Origin of the sequence: Devosia sp. (assembly GCF_036676215.1) — a bacterium.
In the GTDB taxonomy this organism is placed as follows: domain Bacteria; phylum Pseudomonadota; class Alphaproteobacteria; order Rhizobiales; family Devosiaceae; genus Devosia.
Genome location: NZ_JAKFDJ010000056.1, coordinates 12,275 through 33,699, shown reverse-complemented (window position 1 = coordinate 33,699; position 21,425 = coordinate 12,275). Strand labels below are relative to the sequence as shown.

Here is a 21,425-nt window from a genome sequence, read left to right as displayed (position 1 = left end):
ATGATGTTCCTATTGCTTTTCCATCACGCATTGCAGCGGATGCTGGTTCTTGCGTGCCGTATCCATGACCCGTGTGACCTTGGTCTCGGCCACTTCGTATGGATATACGCCGCACTCACCCACTCCCTTTTGGTGAACGTGCAGCATGATCTGCATGGCTTCTTCACGCGATTTGTTGAAGACGTCCTGCAAGACCAGAACGACGAACTCCATCGGCGTGTAGTCGTCGTTGAGCAGAAGCACCCGATAGAGATTCGGACGCCTGGTTTTGGGCCGGGTCTTGGTGATGGTCCCGGTCTCGGTGCCGCCTTTGCCGTCTCCACCTCCCTTGCCGGGATCATCCTCCTTCGGCCCGGCATAAGCAGGCACAGGCGCCAGACGCATCGCGGCTGGGGCCTCGTCGTCGATAGCGAGGAGGTCATTGAAATTCATGGCTAGACATCTGTCGTAGAGGAAACGAAGCAGCATGGTGAGGAGCATTATGTAGGCAAAAACCGCGCCGTGTTAAGGGGCAACATGTCCCGAATTCGTGAAGAGCCAAAAGCCCCGGATTTGGCGGCTTTCACGCCGCGCGGCGCCATGTAGGCACGCCAAGGCGCCGCTCCGGCTGCATGCCCCGATTTTAAAATGGGTGCCCCCCGCGGCGATGGCCGCCCCTAGGCGGCAGCCGCCGCTCGCGCTTCGCGCATCGCCACATGGTGCGGATTATACATCACCCCCAGCACGTTCCCGAACGGGTCCACCACCGAGGCCGTGACGAACCCCGTCTCGCCGCGCTTGGTGATCGGGTCATATTCCTTGGCCCCCATCTCCTTGAGCCGGGCGAAGGCTGCTTCGATATCATCGACATGCCACAGCAGGATCGCCCCGCCCGGGCCGGCCTGCATACCCGCGGGGGCATAGCGCCGCTCGATGATGCCGAACTCGTCCTCGTCATCGCCGATGCGGAATTCGATATAGGCCGGCGTTTCCTTGCTCGGCATCTGAAAATACGCCTCGACGCCGAACAGTTCTGCATACCAGTCGCGGGCCGCGATCATGTCGTCGGCAAAGAAGTTCACCGTGGCCATGCCGCGCAGGAAGTGCTTGTTGTTGGTCATTTGGTAGTTCCTTTCTCTGTTGATGCACCCACCATGCCCGACCTTTCCAAGCCCGTATTTCAAAAACCCGCAGAGAATTACGATCCTCGCGGGCGCCTCGATCCGGCCGGTTTCGACCGTCACGTGCAGTTCCGCACCGTTGCGCCGCCCGCCAATCTGGCTCCCTTCATCGAGCATTTCTGGATCATCCGCTGGGACGGGGCCCTGGGCCATTACGACTCCCCCGAAGTCATGCACCGCCCCTATGTCGATGTGTTCCTCTCCGCCCAGGAATCCGGCATCCAGGGCACGTTCCGCGGCAAGCGCACCTATTCGGCCGCCGGCTCGGGCCGCATCCTCGGCATCCGCTTCCGCCCCGGCGCCTTCCACGCCTTCTGGTCGGGTGAAATGGCCGACCTGCAGGACAAGGTAATCTCCCTCCCCCAGGTCTTCCCCTGGGCCGACGCCGCTGGCATCAGGGCCATCCTGGCCCAGGATGACGATGCCGCCATCGCCGCCATGATCGCCCATTTATCCCCGCCCCCTCCCGACGGGACTATCCTGCTCGTCAACGAGATCATCGCCGCCGTCGAGACCGACGAAGGCCTGCATACCGTTGCCGCCGTCGCCCAGGCCTATGGCAAGAGCGACCGCTGGCTGCAGCAGACCTTTCGCGATTATCTCGGCATCGGCCTCAAATGGCTGATCCAGCGCCACCGCCTGCTGGCCGCTGCCCGCCAGATCCGCGACAGCGCCGAGCCCGATTGGGTCGGCATCGCCTACGACCTGGGCTATTCCAGCCAGCAGCATTTCATCACCGATTTCAAAAGCGTGGTTGGCGCCACCCCCGTGCAATACAAGAAGGGATTCACCGGCTGACGGCCGCCTGTGGAGTCCGGTGCCGCACCCGCACCGAATCGCTGCCCGCATGTGCTAACAGTCTGCTGACAGTTTGCGTGCGTGCCTCCCGATCGAATGGGATGTGACCCGCCGATCCGGAGACCCGATGAAGGTAGCAATCGACATGGGCGCCACCACGGGCGCCGCGCCCGCGACGCTCGATCTCGAAGAGCTCCTTGCCACGCGCCTGCTCGTCCAGGGCAATTCCGGCTCGGGGAAATCCCATCTGCTGCGCCGCTTGCTTGAACAATCGGCCCCCTGGGTGCAGCAGTGCATCATCGACCCGGAAGGCGATTTTACAACGCTGTCAGAGCGTTATGGCCATCTCGTCGTCGACGCCACCCGCACCGAAGCCGAGCTGACGCGCATCGCCGCCCGTGTGCGTCAGCACCGTGTCTCCGTCGTGCTCAACCTCGAAGGCCTCGACGTCGAGCAACAGATGCGCGCCGCCGCCGCCTTCCTCGGCGGCATGTTCGATGCCGATCGCGACTATTGGTACCCCGTCCTCGTCGTCGTCGACGAAGCCCAGCTCTTCGCCCCCGCCGTGGCCGGCGAAGTGTCCGACGAGGCGCGCAAGCTGTCGCTCGGCGCCATGACCAACCTGATGTGCCGCGGCCGCAAGCGTGGCCTGGCCGGCGTCATCGCCACCCAGCGCCTGGCCAAGCTCGCCAAGAATGTCGCCGCCGAAGCCAGTAACTTCCTGATGGGGCGCACTTTTCTCGATATCGACATGGCCCGCGCCGCCGATCTGCTGGGCATGGAAAAGCGCCAGGCCGAGCAGTTCCGCGACCTGGCCCGCGGCCATTTCGTCGCTCTCGGCCCCGCCATTTCCCGCCGGCCCATGCCGGTGACCATCGGCACAGTCGAGACCTCGGCCCGCTCCTCCAGCCCCAAGCTGACCCCATTGCCCGAGGCGCCGCTCGACGCCGCCGACCTCATCTTCACCGCCTCCCCCGAAGAGCTGGCGCGACCCGTCACCCGCCGTCCCGCGCCGCCACCGCCACCCTCGACCAATGAATTGCTGGCCCAGCTCTCGCGCCACCGGCCACCGGCCGAGGAAGCCCCGCAGAGCCTCTTCCCCGAGATCGACGAAGCTGAGCGCGACAAGCAGATCGACGCCATTATGGCTGAGCTCCTGGGCGATCCCGATGCCAGCTTCCGCACCGTCGCCGTGCTCTATCAGGATTTCCTCGTCCGCTGCCGCATCCGCCGCGTCCCCGGCGAGCCGCCCGCATTGCCGGCCTTCAAGCGCAAGCTCGCCGTCGCCCGCGTGGCCCCCGATGTCGAGACCGCCAGCAGCGATGCCTGGCAGCAGGCCCTCACCATGTCCGCGGCGCTGACCGACGACGTCCAGGGCGTCTTCCTCGTCCTGGCGCAAGCCGCCGTTACCAACGCCCCCTGCCCCTCCGACGCCACCCTGGCGCGCCTCTACGGCACCCATTCGGCCAGCCGCGCCCGGCGCCTGCTGACCTGGTTCGAGGAACGCGGTCTCCTGGTGGTCCGCCTCGACTTCCGCAACAACCGCGTTGTCGCCTTCCCCGACCTCGGCGCCGAAACCGCCCCGGGCGATCCCAACGGGCCAGACGCCATGGTGGATGAGCGCGGCGCGGCTGAGTGATCGCTCATTTGAGCTGAATATTCAGTCGACACCCTCCCCCTTGCGGGGAGGGATCAAGGGGTGTTTAGCCCGGATATGTGGGTCAACCACCACCCCCTCCCAGCCTCCCCCGTCAAGGGGGAGGTGCCGCTCAGTGGCCGTCGCGTGATCGAGGAACGCTCAATCGTCCTCGACAAACACCTCTTTCCGCTTCTTCCTTATCCCCGGCAGCACGGCCACCACCACGGCCAGCAGCGCCAGGCCCAGCAGCGTCGCCGAGATCGGCCGCTCGACAAAGATCATCGGATCGCCGCGCGAAATGATCATCGCGCGTCGCAGATGTTCCTCCAGCAGCGGCCCGAGCACGAAGCCGAGCAGCAGCGGCGCCGGCTCGCAGCCGAACCGGATCAGCAGGTATCCGACGATGCCGAAGAAGGCGATCGCATAGATGTCGTAGATATTCTGGTTGATCGAGAACGTGCCAATGCAGGCGAACAGCACAATGGCCGGGAACAGCACCCTATAGGGAATGGTCAGCATCTTCACCCACAGCCCGATGAGCGGCAGGTTGAGGATGACCAGCAACAGATTGCCGATCCACATCGAGGCGATGATGCCCCAGAACAGCGCCGGCTCTTCGTTGATGACATTGGGGCCGGGTGTGATGCCCTGCAGGATGAAGGCGCCGATCATCAGCGCCATCACCGGGTGGGCCGGAATACCCAGCGTCATCAGTGGGATGAAGCTGGTCTGTGCCGCCGCATTGTTGGCCGATTCAGGCCCCGCGACGCCCTCGATGGCGCCCTTGCCGAATTCCTCCGGCGTTTTGGACAGGCGCTTTTCGGCCGAGTAGGAGGCAAAGGACGACAGGATATGCCCCCCGCCCGGCAATACGCCCAGCACCGAGCCCAGCGCCGTGCCGCGCAGTACCGGACCGATGATCCGCTTGATGTCCTCCTTGGTCAACCAGAGATTGGTCACGGCCTTGACCCCGACCTCGCGCTCCGTCTCGTTTTCGAGATTGCGCAGGATTTCAGCAATGCCGAACACGCCCACTGCCACGGCCACGAAGTTGAGGCCCCCAAACAGCTCCCTCACCCCGAAGGTAAAGCGCGGCGTACCAGTATAAATATCCTGGCCCACCATGCCCAGCAGCAGCCCGAGCACGATCATGGCCAGGGCCTTGAGGATCGAGCCATGCGCCAGGGCGATCGAAACCAGCAGGCCCAACACGATCAGCGAGAAATATTCCGGTGCCCCGAAATTGAGGGCCGCTCGGGCCAGCGGCGGCGCGAAGAAGGCCAGCAGCAGCGTCGCTACCGTTCCAGCGAAGAATGAGCCGATGGCCGCCGTGGCAAGCGCCGCTCCAGCGCGGCCCTTCCGCGCCATCTGGTAGCCGTCGATCGCCGTCACCGCCGATGAGCTTTCTCCCGGCAGGTTGATCAGGATCGCTGTGGTCGAGCCGCCATACTGGGCACCATAATAGATGCCCGCCAGCATGATCAGCGACGTCTCGGGCCCCAGCGTGAAGGTGATGGGCAGGAGCATGGCGATGGTCGCGGTCGGGCCGATGCCCGGCAGCACGCCGACCAGCGTGCCCAGCAGCACGCCGATGAAGCAGTAGAGAATATTGATCGGATCGAGCGCAACCGAAAAGCCCAGAGCAAGCGAGGATATCAGGTCCATCTGGTTTCTCCCGGCCTAGAATCGCAACCACGGGCCAAACCAGGGCAATTGCAGCCCCAGCCCGACCTTGAATATCAGCAGGCACATCACGCATAGCCCCACACTGACGACCAGCGCGGCGAGCGGGGAGTTGAGGCGGCTCGAAAGGGCCGTCGCAAAGGCCGAAATCAGCACCACCGGTATGAAGCCGAGCCCGCGTATCGTGGCGGCAAAAAACAGGATCGTGCCCAGCACCAGAACAATGCCGCGCCAGGGCCAGGGGGGCGGCGCCTCCGCGTCAGGCTTGCCGATGCCCGTGGCCGCCACCGCCACGCCCAGCGCCACCAGCACGCCGCCAAGCACGACGGGCATGAAGCCGGGCCCCATGCGGAACGGCGTGCCGAAGTCATATTTCATGGCTTCGAGCGCAAAATAGCCGCCCAGGGCCACGAATAGTGCCCCCGAGGCAAGGTTGTTTCGCGATGCATTGAGTGCCATTTTCCCTCTCCCTATGGGAAACCCCCGGCCCGCTGGGCCGGGGATCCCTGACTGTTACCGGCTTGCGGCTTACTGCGCCGCAACGCCTGCGGCGGAAATCACCTCGGCCCAGAGGGCCGTCTGGCCTTCAAGCTTCTGCGCCAATGCCATTGGGGTAGCCTGGCTGGCTGGTACCGGATAGGTGCCCAGCTCGGCAAAGCTGTTGCCCACGGTTTCGCTGGTCAAAGCCTTTTGCAGCGAGGCGGACAGGCGGTCGATGATGGCCTGATCAGTCCCGGCAGGTGCATAGAGCCCATGCCAGATGGCCAGCTCGAAATTCTCCACGCCACCCTCGGCCATGGTGGGCACGTCGGGCAGCACGGCGATGCGCTCGGGCGTCGTCACCGCATAGGCCTTGATCTCGCCGGCCAGGATCTGGCTGGTTGTGTTGGTGGTCTGGTCGCACATCATGTCGATCTGGCCGCCCAGCAGGTCCGTCATGGCCGGGCCGGTACCCTGATAGGGCACTTCGGTCATCTTGGTGTCGAGTGCATCCATGAACAGCAGGCCGCAAAGCTGGCTGGCCGCGCCGATGCCGGCATTGGCATAGGTGACGTCTTCGCCATTCGCCTTGACGTGAGCGATGAGGTCCTCGAGCGAGGCCGGCTCGAAATCCTTGCGCGCCACGATGGTCATCGGAACTTCGGTGACGAGGCCAATCGGCGCGAAGTCGGCTATCGGGTCATAAGGCAGGCTGGCATAGAGCGCCGGAGCGGTCGACATGCCGATATGATGCAGCAGCAGCGTATAGCCGTCAGCATTGGCGGCCGCCACCTGGCCGGCGCCCAGCGTACCGCCGGCGCCACCGACATTCTGCACCACGACCTGCTGGCCAAGGTCTTCGCTCATCGCGGCGGCAACCAGCCGCGTTACCGTATCGGTGGGGCCGCCGGCCGAGAACGGCACAACGATGGTCACCGGCTGGTTCGGATAGTCCTGCGCCATGACTGTAGCGGCGCTGAGCGCCGAACCTGCAACCAGGCTCGCGGCGAGTATCTTGACGATGGTCTTCATAGTTGTCCTCCCATTTAGCTTTGATCCCGGCGTTCTCCCCGGGGGTCAGGTTTGACAATGCAAGCAGCGTGCCACGCGCAGAATGCAACCCTGATATGCTTTTTTCCTTGAACACGCCAACCAAACCGGCAAGAACTTGCTCAGTCTCGGCCAAATTGTCGGCAAATTCTTGCCGATAGCCGAGCGGAAGCACGCCAGTGACCCTACGAGCCACATTGCGGAACTGGTTCGGTCGCCGCCACCTGATCTTCGGCGCCATAGGCCTGCTGGCGGTCACGCTGATCGCCTGGGCGGCGTTCGAGACGACCCTCAACGCCACCATCCACGATTCCCGCGTGCAGGCGCAGCGCCGCCTCGCTTTGTTCGAGCGCACGCTTGAAGCCATCATCGAGCGCTTCCATTACCTTCCCGTGGCTATCTCTCAGGCCCCAGAGACCCGCGCGGCTCTTGCCAATCCCGACGATGCGGCCGCCGTCGAGGCGGCCAATGGCTTTCTTTCCAAGCTCAACGAGACCGCCGGCGCTGGCGAGATATTCCTCATGGAGAACAATGGTGCGGTGGTCGCTGCCAGCAATTGGTGGACCCTGACCAGCCTGGTCGGCACCAATTATTCCTTCCGCCCCTATTTCGCCGAAGCCCTGCGGCTCGGTAGTGCCGAATATTATGCCTTTGGCATTTCCACCAATGTGCCTGGCTACTTCCTCTCCCAGCGCGTCGACAGCCCCGATGGCCCCTTGGGCGTGGCTGTCACCAAGATCAATCTGGGGGAGATCGAAGCCGCCTGGTGGCGATCGGGCGAACTCATCGGCATTGTCGACCTCAATGACGTGGTGATCCTCTCCACCCGCCCCGACTGGCGCTACCGGCCGCTCCAGACCATTCCCCGCTCCCGGATAGGAGGCATTTCGAGCCAGCAGCGCTACGGGGAAAACGGTGTCGACAATGCCGGCATCATTACCGACCGCTGGTTCTCGCGCGGGGCCGAATTCGCCCTGCTCGCCGGCAAGGACCCGGAAACATCGGGCTACTTCGTCCTGCAGGAATTGCGCCTGCCCAAGCATGGCTGGCGGCTGCTCGCTTTCACGCCCCTCGCCCCGCTCTATGGCGGCGCCTGGACCATGGCCGCCGCCGCCGGCCTTGGCGCTGCTGCGCTGTTGCTTATTGTCGTGCTGCTGGTGCAGCGCCGCCGCATCATTGCCCAGCGCCTGGCCGATCATGAGCGGCTGGAACAGCGCGTTGCCGAGCGCACCGAAGACCTGCACATCGCCAACGCGGCGCTGCGCGAGGAGATTGCAGATCGCATTCGCGCCGAGAAAGCCGAGCGCGAAGCCCAGGCCGGGCTGGTGCAGGCCGCCAAGATGGCCAGTCTTGGCCAGGCCCTGGCCGGCGTCGCCCACGAGGTAAGCCAGCCTGTCGCCGCGCTCACCACCCACATCGCCAGTGCCCGCCTCGTCGCTGCCCAGAAGCAGGATGCCGATATCGGATCGATACTCTCCACCATGGACCGGGTGGTTGACCGCCTCGCGGCCCTGACTGGCCACCTCAAGACCTTCGCCCGCAAGGAGACCCGCATCGAGATGCAGGCCGACCTGGGCGCAGTTCTCGGCAATGCCCTCGACCTGGTCGATCACAAGCTGCGCGCCTTCGGCATTGACGTCGAATACACCCGCCACCGCGGCCATCTCCTCGTCACCGGCAATCCAGTCCACCTCGAACAGGTCTTCATCAACCTCATCGCCAATGCGGCCGACGCCATGGAGCACACCTCTGTCCGCGTCCTTTCCATCGGCATCCGCCCCCATGCCCGTAGCGTCGAGATCGCCGTGTCCGATACCGGCTCAGGCATTCCCGAGGGGGAACTCGCCAACCTGTTCGATCCTTTTTATTCCACCAAGGAGGCCGGGCGCGGTCTGGGCCTTGGCCTCTCCATCTCCTATGGCCTGGTGCGCGACATCGGCGGCGCCATCACCGTCGCCAGCATTCCCGGCAAGGGCAGCACCTTCACCGTAAGGCTGCTGTTGGCTTTCTCGGATCACGGAGAAGCATCGGCTCCTTCGCCGCCCTCCCCCTTGAGGGGAAGGAATGAGGGTGGGGGTCCATCAGTGATCCACCGAGCCACCCCCTCCCCGGCCCTCCCCTCAAGGGGGAGGGGGCGCAAGACGCTTCAGTAGTGAACCACAGAACTTTCTCAAACGGACTGGCCAAATGACCAACCCCGCCGTACTCATCGTCGACGACGAAGAAATGGTGCGCACCGCGCTCGAACAGTGGCTGCGCCTCTCCGGCTTTGCGACGCATGTCGCCAGCAGCGCCACCGAAGCCCTGCGCCTCCTCGACGACATCCATCCGGCTGTCATCCTCACCGATGTCCGCATGCCCGGCCTGTCCGGCCTCGACCTGCTGCGCACCGTCCGCGAACGCGCGCTGGCCGCCGAAGTCATCCTCATCACCGGCCATGGCGATGTGCCCATGGCGGTCGAGGCCATGCGCGCGGGCGCTTTCGATTTCCTGCAAAAACCCTACGTGCCCGACCAGTTGGTGAAAACCCTGCGCCGCGCCGCCGAACAGACTGGGCTCAAGCGCGAAGTCGCCGAGCTTCGCCGCAAGCTCGATGGCGGCGAGACCGAGCTGGCGACGCGGCTAATCGGGTCATCCCGGGTCATGGAAGACGTTCGCCACGCCATCCGCGAACTGGCTTCTATCCCCACCGATGTCATCATCCTGGGCGAAACCGGTACCGGCAAGGAAGTTGTCGCCCGCTGCCTGCATGATTTCTCGCCCCGCGCCGGCGGCCCCTTTGTCGCCGTCAACTGCGCCGCCATACCCGCCGAGCTGATCGAATCCGAGCTTTTCGGCCACGAGGCCGGGGCTTTTACCAGCGCCCGCGACAAGCGCATCGGCAAGTTCGAATTCGCCAATGGCGGCACGCTGCTGCTCGACGAGATCGAATCCATGCCCATGCTGGCCCAGGCCAAGGTCCTGCGCGTCATCCAGGAGCGCATGGTCGAACGCGTCGGCTCCAACCGCCAGATCCCGCTCGACGTCCGCATCGTCGCCGCCTCCAAGGTCGATCTGGCTGCCGAAAGCGAGTCCGGCCGCTTCCGTGCCGACCTCTACTATCGCCTCAACATGGCGACCATCCAGCTCGCCCCGCTGCGCGATCGCGGCGAAGACAGCGTGCTGCTCTTCCACCACTTCCTCGGGCTCGCCGCCCAGCGCTTCAACAAGCCGGCCCCGCCGCTTCATCCCGCCGACATCAACGCCCTGCTGGTCCACACCTGGCCGGGCAATGTGCGCGAACTCAAGGCCGCCGCCGACCGCTTCGCCCTCGGCCTCGACGCCACCGGGCGCTCGCTTGACGCCATCCTGGGCCCCAAGGCCAAGCCGATCAGGTCCTCCGCCAGCCTCGCCGACCGCGTCGCCGCCTATGAACGCCATGTGATTGAAGCGGAGTTGGCGCGCCATGGCGACAGCATCGCCGCCGTAGTGGATGCGCTGCAGGTGCCACGGCGGACGCTGAGCGAGAAAATGGCCCGCTTGGGGGTGAGGCGCTGAATGTGCAGTCGACACCCTCCCCCTTGCGGGGAGGGATCAAGGGTGGGGGGCGGTTGGCCCTGATATCGTGGCTCTCAACACCCCCTCCCAACCTCCCCCGTCGAGGGGGAGGTGCCGCTCGGTGGACGTCACATGTTCAGCGTCTCCAGAGGACCTCATGGTGAGCCTGTCGAACCACGAGGTCGTGGCAAGAAGCAGACCTACCCCACCAGCTCCACCCTGAGCCCATACCGCCCCGTCGCCCCCGGCCCCAGCACCTCGCCATACGGCCGCTCGGCCAGTGCATCGCTACCACCCACCTCCGCAGCCGTGCCGTGCCACGGCTCGAGGCACACAAACGGCGCCCCCGGCTTCGACCACAGCGCGAAATTCGGCAAATTTTCCCAGGTGAACCGGATCGCCTTGTCGCCCGCCCCATAGCGCAGGCCCGCTCCCGCGCCCTCGGGAAACAGCATGGCATCGGTCGCGAACAGGTCAGGATCGAGCACCAGTTCTCCATCCCTGAACGGCGATGGCAATTTATCCAGCCTCACCAGCCCGCCCGATAGCCGCATCAGCGCCGGCTCCCCGCCATTCTCCAGCACCACCTTGTGCTCCAGCCCCTCGCACCCCGGCAGCGGCCACACGAAGGCCGGGTGAAAGCCGATACCGAACGGCATCGGCCGATGATCCAGATTGGTCACCTCGGCCGTCACCGTCACCGCCCGCCCCACCACGCGATGTTCCAGCGCCAGCAGGAAGGCGAAGGGATAGATCGAGTGGCTCGCCTGCCCCGAGCGCAGCTCGAACCGGCAGAAATCCGTGCCGCTGTCGGCCAGCTCGAATTCGCTGCGCCGTGCAAAGCCATGCTGCCCCATCGGGTAGCGCTGCCCGTCAATGCTCACATGATCATTGGGCGCCCGACCCACCATCGGAAACAGCACCGGCGACCGCCCGCCCCAGAATGCCGCATCGCCATCCCACAGCCAGCTCTGCCCGTCGCTGGTCACGATCGACTGCATCTCCGAACCCAGCGGAGAGACTTCCACCGTGACGTGCTCATTGCCGATACGGGTCAGTCGCATGTGCTCGGGTCTCCGACGGTGACTATACTATTGCCCTACCCTCGCTGATCCGCCATGAACCGGCAATGCCCGCATCCCTGCCACCCCTCCCAATCGACGACGCCCTGCCGGCGCTGCACACCGCGCTGGCCGCCGGCTCCTATGCCGTGCTCGTCGCTCCACCAGGCGCCGGCAAGACCACCCGCGTGCCCCTCGCCCTCCTCGATGCCCCTTGGCGCGGGGATAGCCGCATCATCGTGCTCGAGCCGCGCCGTCTCGCCGCCCGCGCCGCCGCCGCGCAGATGGCGCGCCTGCTGGGCGAAGAGGTCGGCCAGACCGTGGGCTACCGCGTCCGCATGGACAGCAAGATCTCCGCCAAAACCCGTATCGAGATCGTTACCGAAGGCGTCTTCACGCGCATGCTGCTCGACGATCCCGAGCTGAGTGGCACCGCCGCGGTCCTGTTCGACGAATTCCACGAACGCAGCCTCGACGGTGATCTGGGCCTGGCCCTCACCCTCGACGCCGCCGCCCTGCGGCCGGACCTCCGCGTCCTCGTCATGTCCGCCACAATCGACGGCGCCCGCGTCGCCCGCCTGCTCAATGATGCCCCGGTCATCGAAAGCCTCGGCCGCGCCTTCCCGGTGGAAACCATCCATCGCGAGCCCGACCCGCTGCAGCGCATCGAAGACCAGGTCACCAACGCGGTCCTTGCCGCCCTGCGCGAGCATGAAGGCTCGGCCCTGGTCTTCCTGCCCGGCCAGGGCGAGATCACCCGCGTGGCCGAACGCCTGGCTGGCCGCGTGCCCGCCGATACCGACATCGCGCCCCTTTATGGCCAGCTCACCCCCGCCGAGCAGGACCGCGCCATCCGCCCCGCCGAGCCCGGCCGCCGCAAGATCGTGCTGGCCACCTCCATCGCCGAAACCTCGCTGACCATCGATGGCGTCCGCATCGTCATCGATAGCGGCTTCCGCCGCGTCCCGATCTATGAACCCGGCACCGGCCTCACCACGCTCGAGACCCGCCGCGTCTCCCGCGCCGGCGCCGATCAGCGCCGCGGCCGCGCTGGTCGTACCAGTCCGGGTGTCGCCATTCGCCTGTGGAACACTGGCCAGACCGCTGCGCTTGAGCCCTTCGACACCCCCGAAATTCTTGCCGCCGACCTTGCCGGCTTCGCCCTCGACCTGGCCGCCTGGGGCGTCTCCGATCCCGCCGCCCTGCCCTTCCTCGATCCGCCTCCGGTCCCGGCCTGGTCCGAGGCCGTGACCCTGCTCAAGTCTCTCGAAGCACTCGACGCGACCGGCCGCCTCACCGCCGATGGCAAGGCCCTCTCCCGCCTGCCACTGCATCCCCGCCTCGCCCACATGGTCGTCGCCGCGGCCGAGGAAGACGACGCCCAGACCGCCGCCGAACTCGCCGTCCTCATCGCCGAACGCGGCTTGGGCGGTGACGGCATCGACCTCGCCCACCGGGTCGACCGCTTTCGCACCGACCGCTCCAAACGCGCTGACGATGCGCGATCCCTGGCCAGCCGTTGGGCCAATCTGGCCGGCGGCGGCAAGGGCGGCAACCTGCCCGCCGGCCACCACCTCGCCCGCGCCTATCCCGACCGCGTCGCCCAGGCTGCCGGCCCGCGCGGCAAGTTCCGCCTCGCCAATGGCCGCCAGGCCAGTCTTGAGCAAACCGACGCGCTCGCCGCATCCCCCTTCCTCGTGGTCACCGACATCACCGGCGCCGCTGCCACCAGCCGCATTCGCGCCGCCGTCGCGCTCGACCGCGCCGATCTCGAAGCGCTCTTTGCCAACCAGATCGTCAACGAAGCCGTCCTCGCCTTCGACGAGCCCTCAGCCAGCGTCCGCGCCCGCCGCATCCGCCGTCTGGGCTCCCTCCGCCTTGCCGATGAACCGGTGGCCGTCGAAGACCCGGAAGCCGCAGCACGGCTCCTGGCCGAAGCCGCCGCCCGCCGAGGCCTCGATTCCCTGCCCTGGAGCCGCGACCAGAAGGCCTGGCGCGCCCGCGCCAATTTCCTGCGCAGCACCCTGGGCGATGAATGGCCCGATCTCAGCGCCGAAGCCCTCGCCTCCAGCGTTGCCGAATGGCTGGCGCCCGCGCTGTTCGGCCTGACAAAACTCTCCGAGATCACCGGCGAGCAGCTGCGCACTGCACTCGATCTGCTGCTGCCCTATGCGCGCCGCCAGGACATCGAGACGCTGCTGCCCAGCCATTTCACCGCACCGACCGGCAATGCGGTGCCCATCGACTATTCGGCCGAAGGCGGCCCGGCCATCGAGATCCGGGTGCAGGAATTGTTCGGGCTGACGCGCCACCCCACCATTGCCCAGGGCCGCATCCGCTTGCTGCTGGTGCTGCTGTCTCCGGCCCACCGCCCGATCCAGACCACCCGCGACCTGCCCGGCTTCTGGAGCGGCTCCTGGGCCGATGTCGCCAAGGACCTCAAGGGCCGCTACCCGCGCCACCCCTGGCCCGATGAGCCCGCCAAGGCCAATCCCACCGCCCGCGCCAAACCGCGAGGGACGTGAGTGGAGTTCTTCCCCTCTCCCCTTGAGGGAGAGGGCGGTTCTTCCGCGTCCAGCGGAAGGCGCAGCACCCCTCATCCGCCCTTCGGGCACCTTCTCCCTCAAGGGGAGAAGGCCACCCCCTGCATCCGCCACCCAAAACAAAACACCCCCAAGCTTTCCGCTCGAGGGTGTCATCGTCAAGACCGCAGATTCTATGCAGCGGGACTGAAGTTCAGCGCCACGCCATTGATGCAATAGCGCAATCCGGTTGGCGGCGGGCCGTCCGGGAAGACATGGCCCAGATGGCTGCCGCAGGTGGCGCAATGCACCTCGGTGCGCACCATGCCGAAGCTCTTGTCGGTCGTCGTCTCCACCGAGCCGGGCAACGGATCGTTGAAGCTGGGCCAGCCGGTACCGCTCTCGAATTTCAGCGTCGAGGCAAACAGCGGCGTATCGCAGCCCGCACAGGCAAACGTGCCCTGCCGCTCTTCATGCAGCAGCGCACAGCTCCCCGGCCGCTCCGTGCCGTGGTTGCGCATCACCTGATACTGTTCCGGCGTCAGCTTGGCGCGCCATTCCGCGTCGGTGCGGGTCACCTTGAAGGCATGGGTGTCCATCATTTGCTCCTTACGGGCGCTTCCGAAGAGGAAACGCCACAAACTAAAGTCTCGTCGCACTGTCATTCGCGCAACATATAGGATCAGTTACACCCAGCCCATATGCCCCCTGCATCACATCGGCCTAAAGGCCCCAAGGCTTCCTGATGACCATCGTCACCTCCCTCGAGCAGCTTGAAGGGCTCTATGCGCCCGCTCCCGCGGCCGCCTCCACCGTCAAGGTGGCCCACCGCATGACACCGCAATATCGGCGCCTGATTGAAGCCAGCCCCTTCGCCGCACTCGCCACGGTGGGCCCCGAGGGCATCGATTGCTCGCCCCGCGGCGATCAGCCCGGCTTTGTCCGCATCCATGATGACGAGACGCTGATGATGCCCGACCGGCGCGGCAATAACCGCATCGATTCGCTGCGCAACATCGTACGCGACCCGCGCTGTGCTTTCCTGTTCCTGCTGCCGGGCAGCGGCACCACTTTCCGCGCCAATGGCCGTGCCCATCTCAGCATCGATCCCGATCTGCTGGCCAGTTTCGAAGTCGAAGGCAAGGCGCCCCGCTCGGTCATCGTGATGCAGATCGATGAACTCTATTTTCAGTGCGCCCGCGCCATCGTTCGCTCCGAACTCTGGAATCCCGCGCGCCATATCGATGTCCGCTCTCTGCCCACCCCCGGCGAAATCCTCGCCTCGATGACTGAAAACCAGGTCGGCGGCGACGCTTATGACAAGGCCTGGCCGGAGCGGGCCAAACAAACCATGTGGTGAAATCCGGCCCTGCCGGATTGTCACCACATGGTCATTTCGCTCCACTAGACACCATGCCGGCTTGAGGGACGAAAATGACACTGAAATTCGTGGTGATGAGCGACCTGCATGTGATGCCGGAAGGCGAGCTGTCCATGACGCTCGATACCGGCGACCGGCTGGAGCAGGCGGTAGATGCGGTGATCGCGCGCTACCATGAGGCCGATTTCTGCGTGCTCGCCGGGGATCTGACCGATCTGGGCCAACCTGCCGCCTATGAGCACCTCAAGACCATCATCGACCGCATCCCGATCCCGGTGCACATCACCTTGGGCAACCACGACGACCGCCCGACCTTCCTGTCCGTTTTCGGCGAGGACTTCCTTGCCGAAACCGGCAAGGTCGACAAGGTCATCGATGCGAAGGGCTACCGCATCATCCTGCTCGATTCCTCCGAGCCGGGCCGTGTCGATGGCGTGCTCGATTCTGGTCAGATTAACTGGCTGCAGGCGCGATTGGCCGAAGCCATGGATCGGCCGGTGATCGTGATTCTCCACCACAACGCCAACGCTCTGCATATCGAAGCGGACAATATCCGCATGCTGGAGCCCGACGCCTTCATCGACGCCCTCAAGACCCATCCCGACATCCGCCAGGTGATCGCCGGCCACGTGCACCTCACCTCCACCGCCACCTGGCGCGGCCTGCCCTTCACCACCCTGGCCGGCGGGCACTATTCGGTGAGCGTCGACCAGCCCCACATCCCCATGCGCCGCCTGACCGGCCCCGGCCAGATGGCCTTCGTCATCGGCACCCCGGACAGCACCACGGTGCTGTTCGACGACTTCATCGACGGCAACGAAGAAATCTTCCTCGCGGTCGACTGATCCCTCAGGGCTGTAAAGGTGCGCCGCAAGTGAAGAGCCCTCGGGTCGAGCCCGAGGGTGACGATTTGTGGGGGTGAAACGATCAGGCAAGCGCCCGGCTTCTCAGTCGGGCCTTTTCGTCAGGCCGAGTCGAAAACGGTGATCGGCGAGAGTGATGAGCTTTCTTGGAGAAGGTCCGGTGGACCTTCTCAAGCGAAGAACGCCCGGAGAGCTACGCTCGCAGGGCCATGAGCGCAGCGTACACGTGAGCACCGGAAGCGCAGCCGATTGCCGTTTGCAGGCCGGCATCACGAAAAGGGGAATGGTGGGAGTAACAAGGATTGAACTTGTGACCCTTCGCGTGTGAAGCGAATGCTCTCCCGCTGAGCTATACTCCCATCGCCAGACGGCGAAAGACTTCTAGAGAGATGGTGGGCGTAACAAGGATCGAACTTGTGACCCCCTCGATGTCAACGAGGTGCTCTCCCGCTGAGCTATACGCCCATCTCTCCGGGAAGGAAGAACCGCTAAGCCCTTCCAGTGGCGCGGATAGACCATAAAACCCGACCGGGGGTCAAGAGGGTCAATCCACCGATTGTGGATAGTTTTGACGATCAGGCGGCGAGCAGCCGCTCGACTTCGTTGACCAGATCCTTGAGGTGGAACGGCTTGGAGAGCACGGACGCATCCTTGGGCGCGTCACTGTCAGGATTCAGCGCCACGGCGGCAAAGCCGGTAATGAACATCACCTTGAGATCGGGATCGAGTTCGGTGGCGCGGCGCGCCAGTTCGATTCCGTCCATTTCCGGCATCACGATATCGCTCAGCAGCAAGGAAAAGGGTTCCTCGCGCAGCCGCTCATAGGCCGAAAGCCCATTGTCGAACGAGACGACTTCATAACCCGCGTTCTTGAGCGCGCGCGTCAGGAACGAACGCATGTCGTTATCGTCTTCTGCGAGCAGAATTCGCTTCATGGGAAATCTCCGGCCGTTCGACTTGCGTAGCCGGATGGTCTCATCCGGCCTGGCGCATGGCGCAACAAACTACGCGCCACATTGGCACGATTGAGTCGCATTGTAGTCCGCGATGTTTAAGCGAAGTTTGCCGTTCTGCAACCCTTCGAGCCGTCCCAAAGGGTAAATCGCTCCAATGGAGCGATTTAAGGCGAGAAGGCCATGAGGGCCCGGCCCGAATGGCTACGATCTCTCCGCTCCCGATTTTGCGAGAATCTGGACAAGTCGGGCGTAAACGGCCACACTCATTGGGCAAATCAGTGGGGCGCCGACAAAATGGCGCCTGGGAGGCAGCGTGCGATCCGACTATTGGGATCAGCCAGCATTTGAAACCATCCGGCCCCGTCGGCTGGTGGCTCCGCTGGTGTTCAATTCTCCCCATTCCGGTCGCGTCTATCCCGAGCGCTTCCTGGCCATGACCCGGCTGGATCATCTGTCCATACGGCAGTCGGAGGATGCCTGGGTCGACGAGCTTTTTGCGCGCGCACCCCATCTCGGTGCGCCCCTGTTGCGCGCGCATTTCCCCCGCGCCTATCTCGACGTCAACCGCGAACCCTGGGAACTCGATCCCACCATGTTCGTCGAACCGCTCTCGGACCGCTTCAACACCACCTCCCCGCGTGTCGCGGCGGGCCTGGGTACGCTGGCCCGCGTTGTCGCCGAAAACAAGCCGATCTATCGGGACCGGTTGACGCTCGATGATGCCCGCATGCGTATCGAGGGCATCTATCACCCCTATCACGCCGCCCTGCAGAAGCTGCTGAGCGAAGCCATCAGCGCCTTCGGCGTGGCCCTGCTGATCGACTGCCACTCCATGCCACGCATCACCCTCACCAATGACAAGGTGGCACCTGATATCGTGCTGGGCGACCGCTACGGCACCACCTGCGCGCCCATACTGGTCGATCTGGTCGAAACCATCTTCACCAGCGCCGGCCTGCGCGTTGCCCGCAACCGCCCCTATGCCGGCGGCTTTGCCACCCGCACCTATGGCCGCCCGCAGCATGGCGTGCACGCACTGCAGATCGAGATCAGCCGGCACCTCTACATGAACGAGGTGACACTGGCCAAGAACGAGGGCTTTGATGCCGTGCGGGCATTGCTCGATCGGCTGATCTTTGCCCTGATCGGCCTCGATCTGGTGGCCCTCGCCGGAAGCCAGCCCGCGGTGGAAAAAGAAGCGGCGGAATAGGCGTTACCCGGTTCTGACGTCGCTCCGCGCCTCATGCCATTCGCGCATGGCGCGCATGGCGCTCATGGCCTTCTCGCTTCAAATCGTTCCGCGACAGCTCGAAGTCACCCATCCGTGGCCATGTTTCCACACCCTCGCCCAAATCGTTCGCATTTTACGGATTCGTAACGGGGCTGACATATCCTTGCGGGATTAGTGGATCGTCCGGGCGCGTGGGGCTCACCCGGATATCCGAGCAGTTGTGTTGCGTACGGGCGCAGAGTTGCCCGAGAGTAAAGTTGGAGTACCGGGTGGCTTCCCAGGCGAAATCCCCATGGCGCGTTGCGTTTTTGCGCGCCTTTGCCGCAGTTCTTATCGCCCTCGCGGTCACCATCCCGGCCGTCGCGCCGGCTCAGGCCATTGAAAACCTGCGCAAATATGCCGGCATCGTGGTCGACGCCAAGTCCGGCAACGTACTCTATGAAGAGGCCGCCGACAGCCGGCGCTACCCCGCTTCAGTCGCCAAGGTGATGACGCTCTATGTCCTGTTCCAGGAGCTGAGCGCCGGCAATCTCAAGCTTTCCACCAAGATGACCGTGTCCCGCCACGCCGCCGCCGCCGTGCCCACCAAGCTGGGCCTGCGCGCCGGCTCCACCATCACGGTGGAAGACGCCATCAAGTCTCTGGTGACGCTGTCGGCCAACGACATGGCACGCGTCATCGCCGAACACATTTCCGGCACCGAGTCCAAATTCGGCGAGCGCATGACCGCCACGGCCCGCGCCCTTGGCATGCGCAATACCACCTATCGCAATGCCTCGGGCCTGCCCGATGGCGGCCAGGTCACCACCGTGCGCGACCAGGCCATTCTCGGCATTGCCATCTACCAGCATTTCCCCGGCTACTACGAGTTCTTCCAGACCACCAGCTTCCGCTATGGCAAGTCGACCTATGGCAACCACAACCGCGTGCTGGGCTATATGGGCGCGGTCGACGGGATCAAGACCGGCTATATCAACGCCGCCGGCTCCAACCTGCTGACCGCCGCCCGCAAGGACGGTCGTCACATCGTCGTCGTCGCCTTCGGCTTCAATTCCGCCGGCGCCCGCGACGAGAAGGTGCGCCAACTCGTCGCCAATTACTTGTCCAAGGGGCGGCGTGGCGATTACCTGCAGACCGCCATGATCCCGGTCCCCGGCCGCCAGGGCAATGTGCAGGTTGCCGTCGCCCAGCCGACCCGCCCTGTCTTCGTCATGCCCATGCCCCTGCCCGGCTTCCGCCTGGCCCAGCTGGTGGCCGCCAACGGCGCGCAGCCGCAGGCGCCGACCGCTCAGCCCATGCCCGAAGTCGTCGTCGCCAGCGCCGCGCCGCAGCCCGCGCCCATGCCGGCCGATCTGGGCCTGCAGCCGGCCGTACAGGCCGCCAATACCCTCGCCGCGCCCTCCCAGGCGCCACAGCCCGCCTATCCCAGCCAGGACATTATCGGCGCCTGGCTCAGCGAGAGCTACAATCTGGGCGCCCCTCCGGCCGCCCTTGGCCAGACCGTCCCCTCCGCGCCACTTGGCTTCGTACCGCCGCCGGCCGATGTCGGCGCCCCCAGCCAGCCGGTCGACCTGCTGACTTCGGGCAGCGTGCAGACTGCCGAAGCCACGCCGCCGGGCGGCTGGGTCGTGCAGATCGGTGCCGGCCCTTCCGAGGGCAGCGCCCGCGCCATGTTGTCCGATGCCGCCGGCAAGGTCGGCACGCTCGGCGATTTCCGCTCCTATGTGGAGCGCTTCGAAAAGAACGGCCAGACCTTCTTCCGTGCCCGTTTCGTCGGTTTCGGCGGACGCGATGACGCGACGGCCATGTGCAACCAGCTCAAGCAGCAGAATCTGAGCTGTCTGGCCATGCAGAGCTGATCTCAACGCAAAAATGAGACGGCGCCGCTGAAGCGCCGTTCACTCAGGGAAGCAAATTGGTGCCTGTGTTTGGAGTAGCCCAATGAGCGAACGTACTGCCCTCACCGAGCTGGCCAATTTCGTTGGCCGCTCAAGCCTGGCCTCGGAAGACATGGCTGTGCGCAATCGCGCCCTGGCCGGCATCACCGGGCGCATCCTGCCCCGCAAGCGCAGCGTCGGCGACCTGCTCGGCGTCGTGCTGGCCCTGTCCGCGCGCACACGGCGCATGGTCCAGGACCCCGTCAGCATCGACCTCGACGTCTTCGCCCCCGGCGGCGCCCGCGCCATCCGCCTCAGCCTGGACCAGCGCTAGGCCTTCAGGCCGACAGCAGGATCGGCTCGGCCGGCCGCTTTTCGATCAGCGGCAGGTTCAACGCCGATACCAGATTGCGATATTCCTGCCGCGCGCTGACATGGGACACCGAGGAAGCGTCGCCCTCCTCGTCCAGCGGGTCAAACACCGTGGTTCCGCTGGGAAACAGCGAGCGGAAGATCACCCGTTCGGCGATGCCGTCCGCCATGCGGCAGCCGAACCGCGTGGCAATGCCCTCAAGCGTCGTGTGAACCTGTCTTGCATTGCGCGAGGCGAGCATGGAGATGCGGTTGCGCACCAGCACCCAGTCGATGGTCTCCCCGCCGATGGCCAGCCGTTCCGACCGCGCCCGCTGCACCAGCCGCGCATAGTGGCTGGTCTCCACCGGCAGACCCGTCTCCGGATCGGTCCGCGCCAGCACATTGAGGTCGATCAGGCTGTCATTGACCGGCGTCACTAGTGTATCGGCCAGGGAATGGGCCAGCCGCGTCAGGTTGGTGTCGAAGCCCGGCGTGTCGATGATCAGGAAGTCGACACTATTCTCCACCTCGCCCACCGCGCGGCGGAATACCTCGAACTCGGCCTTCTGGTTCTCCTTGAGCGAATCGCCCCAGGCCGATGGCAGATGGAAATGGGTCGGATTGGGCAGCTTCTTGCCGGTTTCCTGGGCATGCACACGCCGGTTGCGCACATAATGCGTCAGTGTCTGCTGGCGGCTGTCGACGTCGACGGTGGCGACGCGATGGCCCGCATAGAGCAGGTATACCGCCAGGTGAAAGGCCGTGGTCGACTTGCCCGACCCGCCTTTTTCGTTTCCCACCACAATGACATGCGCACCATCACGCGCCATCGC

The 21,425-nt window shown here is 65.1% G+C and carries 19 protein-coding genes and 2 tRNA genes; 10 read left to right on the top strand and 11 right to left on the bottom strand.

Annotated elements, in window-relative coordinates:
- Positions 1-9: 9 nt before the first annotated feature.
- Together clpS and V6M52_RS05595 are read right to left on the bottom strand one after the other, a co-directional pair.
- Positions 10-384, bottom strand: a complete 375-nt coding sequence (gene clpS, locus V6M52_RS05600) for an ATP-dependent Clp protease adapter ClpS (RefSeq protein ID WP_332700285.1) — start codon at positions 382-384, stop codon at positions 10-12.
- Positions 385-656: 272 nt separating this feature from the next.
- Positions 657-1,100 (bottom strand): VOC family protein, encoded by a 444-nt coding sequence (locus tag V6M52_RS05595; protein ID WP_332700279.1) that lies wholly within the window; start codon positions 1,098-1,100, stop codon positions 657-659.
- A gap of 33 nt (positions 1,101-1,133) precedes the next feature.
- On the opposite strand from V6M52_RS05595, the gene V6M52_RS05590 reads away from it, so the two are divergent.
- Together V6M52_RS05590 and V6M52_RS05585 are read left to right on the top strand one after the other, a co-directional pair.
- The gene (locus V6M52_RS05590; protein ID WP_332700277.1) at positions 1,134-1,958 is read left to right on the top strand and encodes a helix-turn-helix domain-containing protein; all 825 of its coding nucleotides are present in this window, start codon (positions 1,134-1,136) and stop codon (positions 1,956-1,958) included.
- Positions 1,959-2,085: 127 nt separating this feature from the next.
- Positions 2,086-3,597 carry an ATP-binding protein gene (locus V6M52_RS05585; RefSeq protein ID WP_332700275.1) on the top strand — a complete coding sequence of 504 codons (1,512 nt, stop codon included), beginning with the start codon at positions 2,086-2,088 and terminating at the stop codon, positions 3,595-3,597.
- A 159-nt stretch (positions 3,598-3,756) separates the two neighbouring features.
- Here the strand turns inward: V6M52_RS05585 and V6M52_RS05580 are convergent, their stop codons facing one another.
- From V6M52_RS05580 to V6M52_RS05570, 3 genes are all read right to left on the bottom strand, one after another.
- Positions 3,757-5,262, bottom strand: coding sequence for a tripartite tricarboxylate transporter permease (locus tag V6M52_RS05580; RefSeq protein ID WP_332700273.1), 1,506 nt, complete (start codon positions 5,260-5,262; stop codon positions 3,757-3,759).
- Between the two features lie 15 nt (positions 5,263-5,277).
- Entirely contained in the window at positions 5,278-5,739 is a 462-nt protein-coding gene (locus V6M52_RS05575) for a tripartite tricarboxylate transporter TctB family protein (RefSeq protein WP_332692852.1), read from the bottom strand.
- Positions 5,740-5,808: 69 nt separating this feature from the next.
- Positions 5,809-6,792 carry a tripartite tricarboxylate transporter substrate-binding protein gene (locus V6M52_RS05570; RefSeq protein ID WP_332692861.1) on the bottom strand — a complete coding sequence of 328 codons (984 nt, stop codon included), beginning with the start codon at positions 6,790-6,792 and terminating at the stop codon, positions 5,809-5,811.
- A 197-nt stretch (positions 6,793-6,989) separates the two neighbouring features.
- Here V6M52_RS05570 and V6M52_RS05565 point away from each other — a divergent pair, with 197 nt between their 5' ends.
- On the top strand, positions 6,990-8,963 hold the full coding sequence (locus tag V6M52_RS05565; RefSeq protein ID WP_332700271.1) for a sensor histidine kinase: 1,974 nt from the start codon (positions 6,990-6,992) through the stop codon (positions 8,961-8,963).
- 34 nt (positions 8,964-8,997) lie between these two features.
- Positions 8,998-10,347: a sigma-54-dependent transcriptional regulator gene (locus V6M52_RS05560; protein ID WP_332700269.1), complete on the top strand. Its 1,350-nt coding sequence runs from the start codon at positions 8,998-9,000 to the stop codon at positions 10,345-10,347.
- 200 nt (positions 10,348-10,547) lie between these two features.
- Here V6M52_RS05560 and V6M52_RS05555 read toward each other — a convergent pair whose 3' ends face one another.
- Positions 10,548-11,411, bottom strand: a complete 864-nt coding sequence (locus V6M52_RS05555) for an aldose 1-epimerase family protein (RefSeq protein ID WP_332700267.1) — start codon at positions 11,409-11,411, stop codon at positions 10,548-10,550.
- A gap of 65 nt (positions 11,412-11,476) precedes the next feature.
- Between V6M52_RS05555 and hrpB the strand changes: the two genes are divergently transcribed.
- Positions 11,477-13,933: an ATP-dependent helicase HrpB gene (gene hrpB, locus V6M52_RS05550; protein ID WP_332700265.1), complete on the top strand. Its 2,457-nt coding sequence runs from the start codon at positions 11,477-11,479 to the stop codon at positions 13,931-13,933.
- A 191-nt stretch (positions 13,934-14,124) separates the two neighbouring features.
- On the opposite strand, the gene msrB is transcribed toward hrpB, so the two are convergent.
- Positions 14,125-14,529: a peptide-methionine (R)-S-oxide reductase MsrB gene (gene msrB, locus V6M52_RS05545; RefSeq protein ID WP_332700281.1), complete on the bottom strand. Its 405-nt coding sequence runs from the start codon at positions 14,527-14,529 to the stop codon at positions 14,125-14,127.
- A 146-nt stretch (positions 14,530-14,675) separates the two neighbouring features.
- Here msrB and V6M52_RS05540 point away from each other — a divergent pair, with 146 nt between their 5' ends.
- Both V6M52_RS05540 and V6M52_RS05535 read left to right on the top strand, forming a co-directional pair.
- A complete protein-coding gene (locus V6M52_RS05540) occupies positions 14,676-15,290 on the top strand; it encodes a pyridoxamine 5'-phosphate oxidase family protein (RefSeq protein WP_332700263.1) in 615 nt (204 codons plus the stop codon).
- Between the two features lie 74 nt (positions 15,291-15,364).
- Entirely contained in the window at positions 15,365-16,156 is a 792-nt protein-coding gene (locus V6M52_RS05535) for a metallophosphoesterase (protein WP_332700261.1), read from the top strand.
- A gap of 302 nt (positions 16,157-16,458) precedes the next feature.
- Here the strand turns inward: V6M52_RS05535 and V6M52_RS05530 are convergent.
- From V6M52_RS05530 to cpdR, 3 genes are all read right to left on the bottom strand, one after another.
- Positions 16,459-16,533, bottom strand: a tRNA-Val gene (locus V6M52_RS05530).
- Between the two features lie 31 nt (positions 16,534-16,564).
- Positions 16,565-16,639, bottom strand: a tRNA-Val gene (locus V6M52_RS05525).
- Positions 16,640-16,749: 110 nt separating this feature from the next.
- A complete protein-coding gene (cpdR, locus tag V6M52_RS05520; protein ID WP_046139960.1) occupies positions 16,750-17,109 on the bottom strand; it encodes a cell cycle two-component system response regulator CpdR in 360 nt (119 codons plus the stop codon).
- Positions 17,110-17,443: 334 nt separating this feature from the next.
- Between cpdR and V6M52_RS05515 the strand changes: the two genes are divergently transcribed.
- The 3 genes from V6M52_RS05515 to V6M52_RS05505 all read left to right on the top strand — a co-directional run bounded on the left by V6M52_RS05515 (position 17,444) and on the right by V6M52_RS05505 (position 20,572).
- On the top strand, positions 17,444-18,340 hold the full coding sequence (locus V6M52_RS05515) for an N-formylglutamate amidohydrolase (RefSeq protein WP_332700259.1): 897 nt from the start codon (positions 17,444-17,446) through the stop codon (positions 18,338-18,340).
- Positions 18,341-18,630: 290 nt separating this feature from the next.
- A complete protein-coding gene (locus V6M52_RS05510) occupies positions 18,631-20,220 on the top strand; it encodes a D-alanyl-D-alanine carboxypeptidase (protein ID WP_332700257.1) in 1,590 nt (529 codons plus the stop codon).
- A gap of 82 nt (positions 20,221-20,302) precedes the next feature.
- Entirely contained in the window at positions 20,303-20,572 is a 270-nt protein-coding gene (locus tag V6M52_RS05505) for a hypothetical protein (RefSeq protein WP_332692897.1), read from the top strand.
- 4 nt (positions 20,573-20,576) lie between these two features.
- Here V6M52_RS05505 and V6M52_RS05500 read toward each other — a convergent pair whose 3' ends face one another.
- Positions 20,577-21,422 carry a division plane positioning ATPase MipZ gene (locus tag V6M52_RS05500; protein ID WP_332700255.1) on the bottom strand — a complete coding sequence of 282 codons (846 nt, stop codon included), beginning with the start codon at positions 21,420-21,422 and terminating at the stop codon, positions 20,577-20,579.
- Positions 21,423-21,425: the final 3 nt, after the last annotated feature.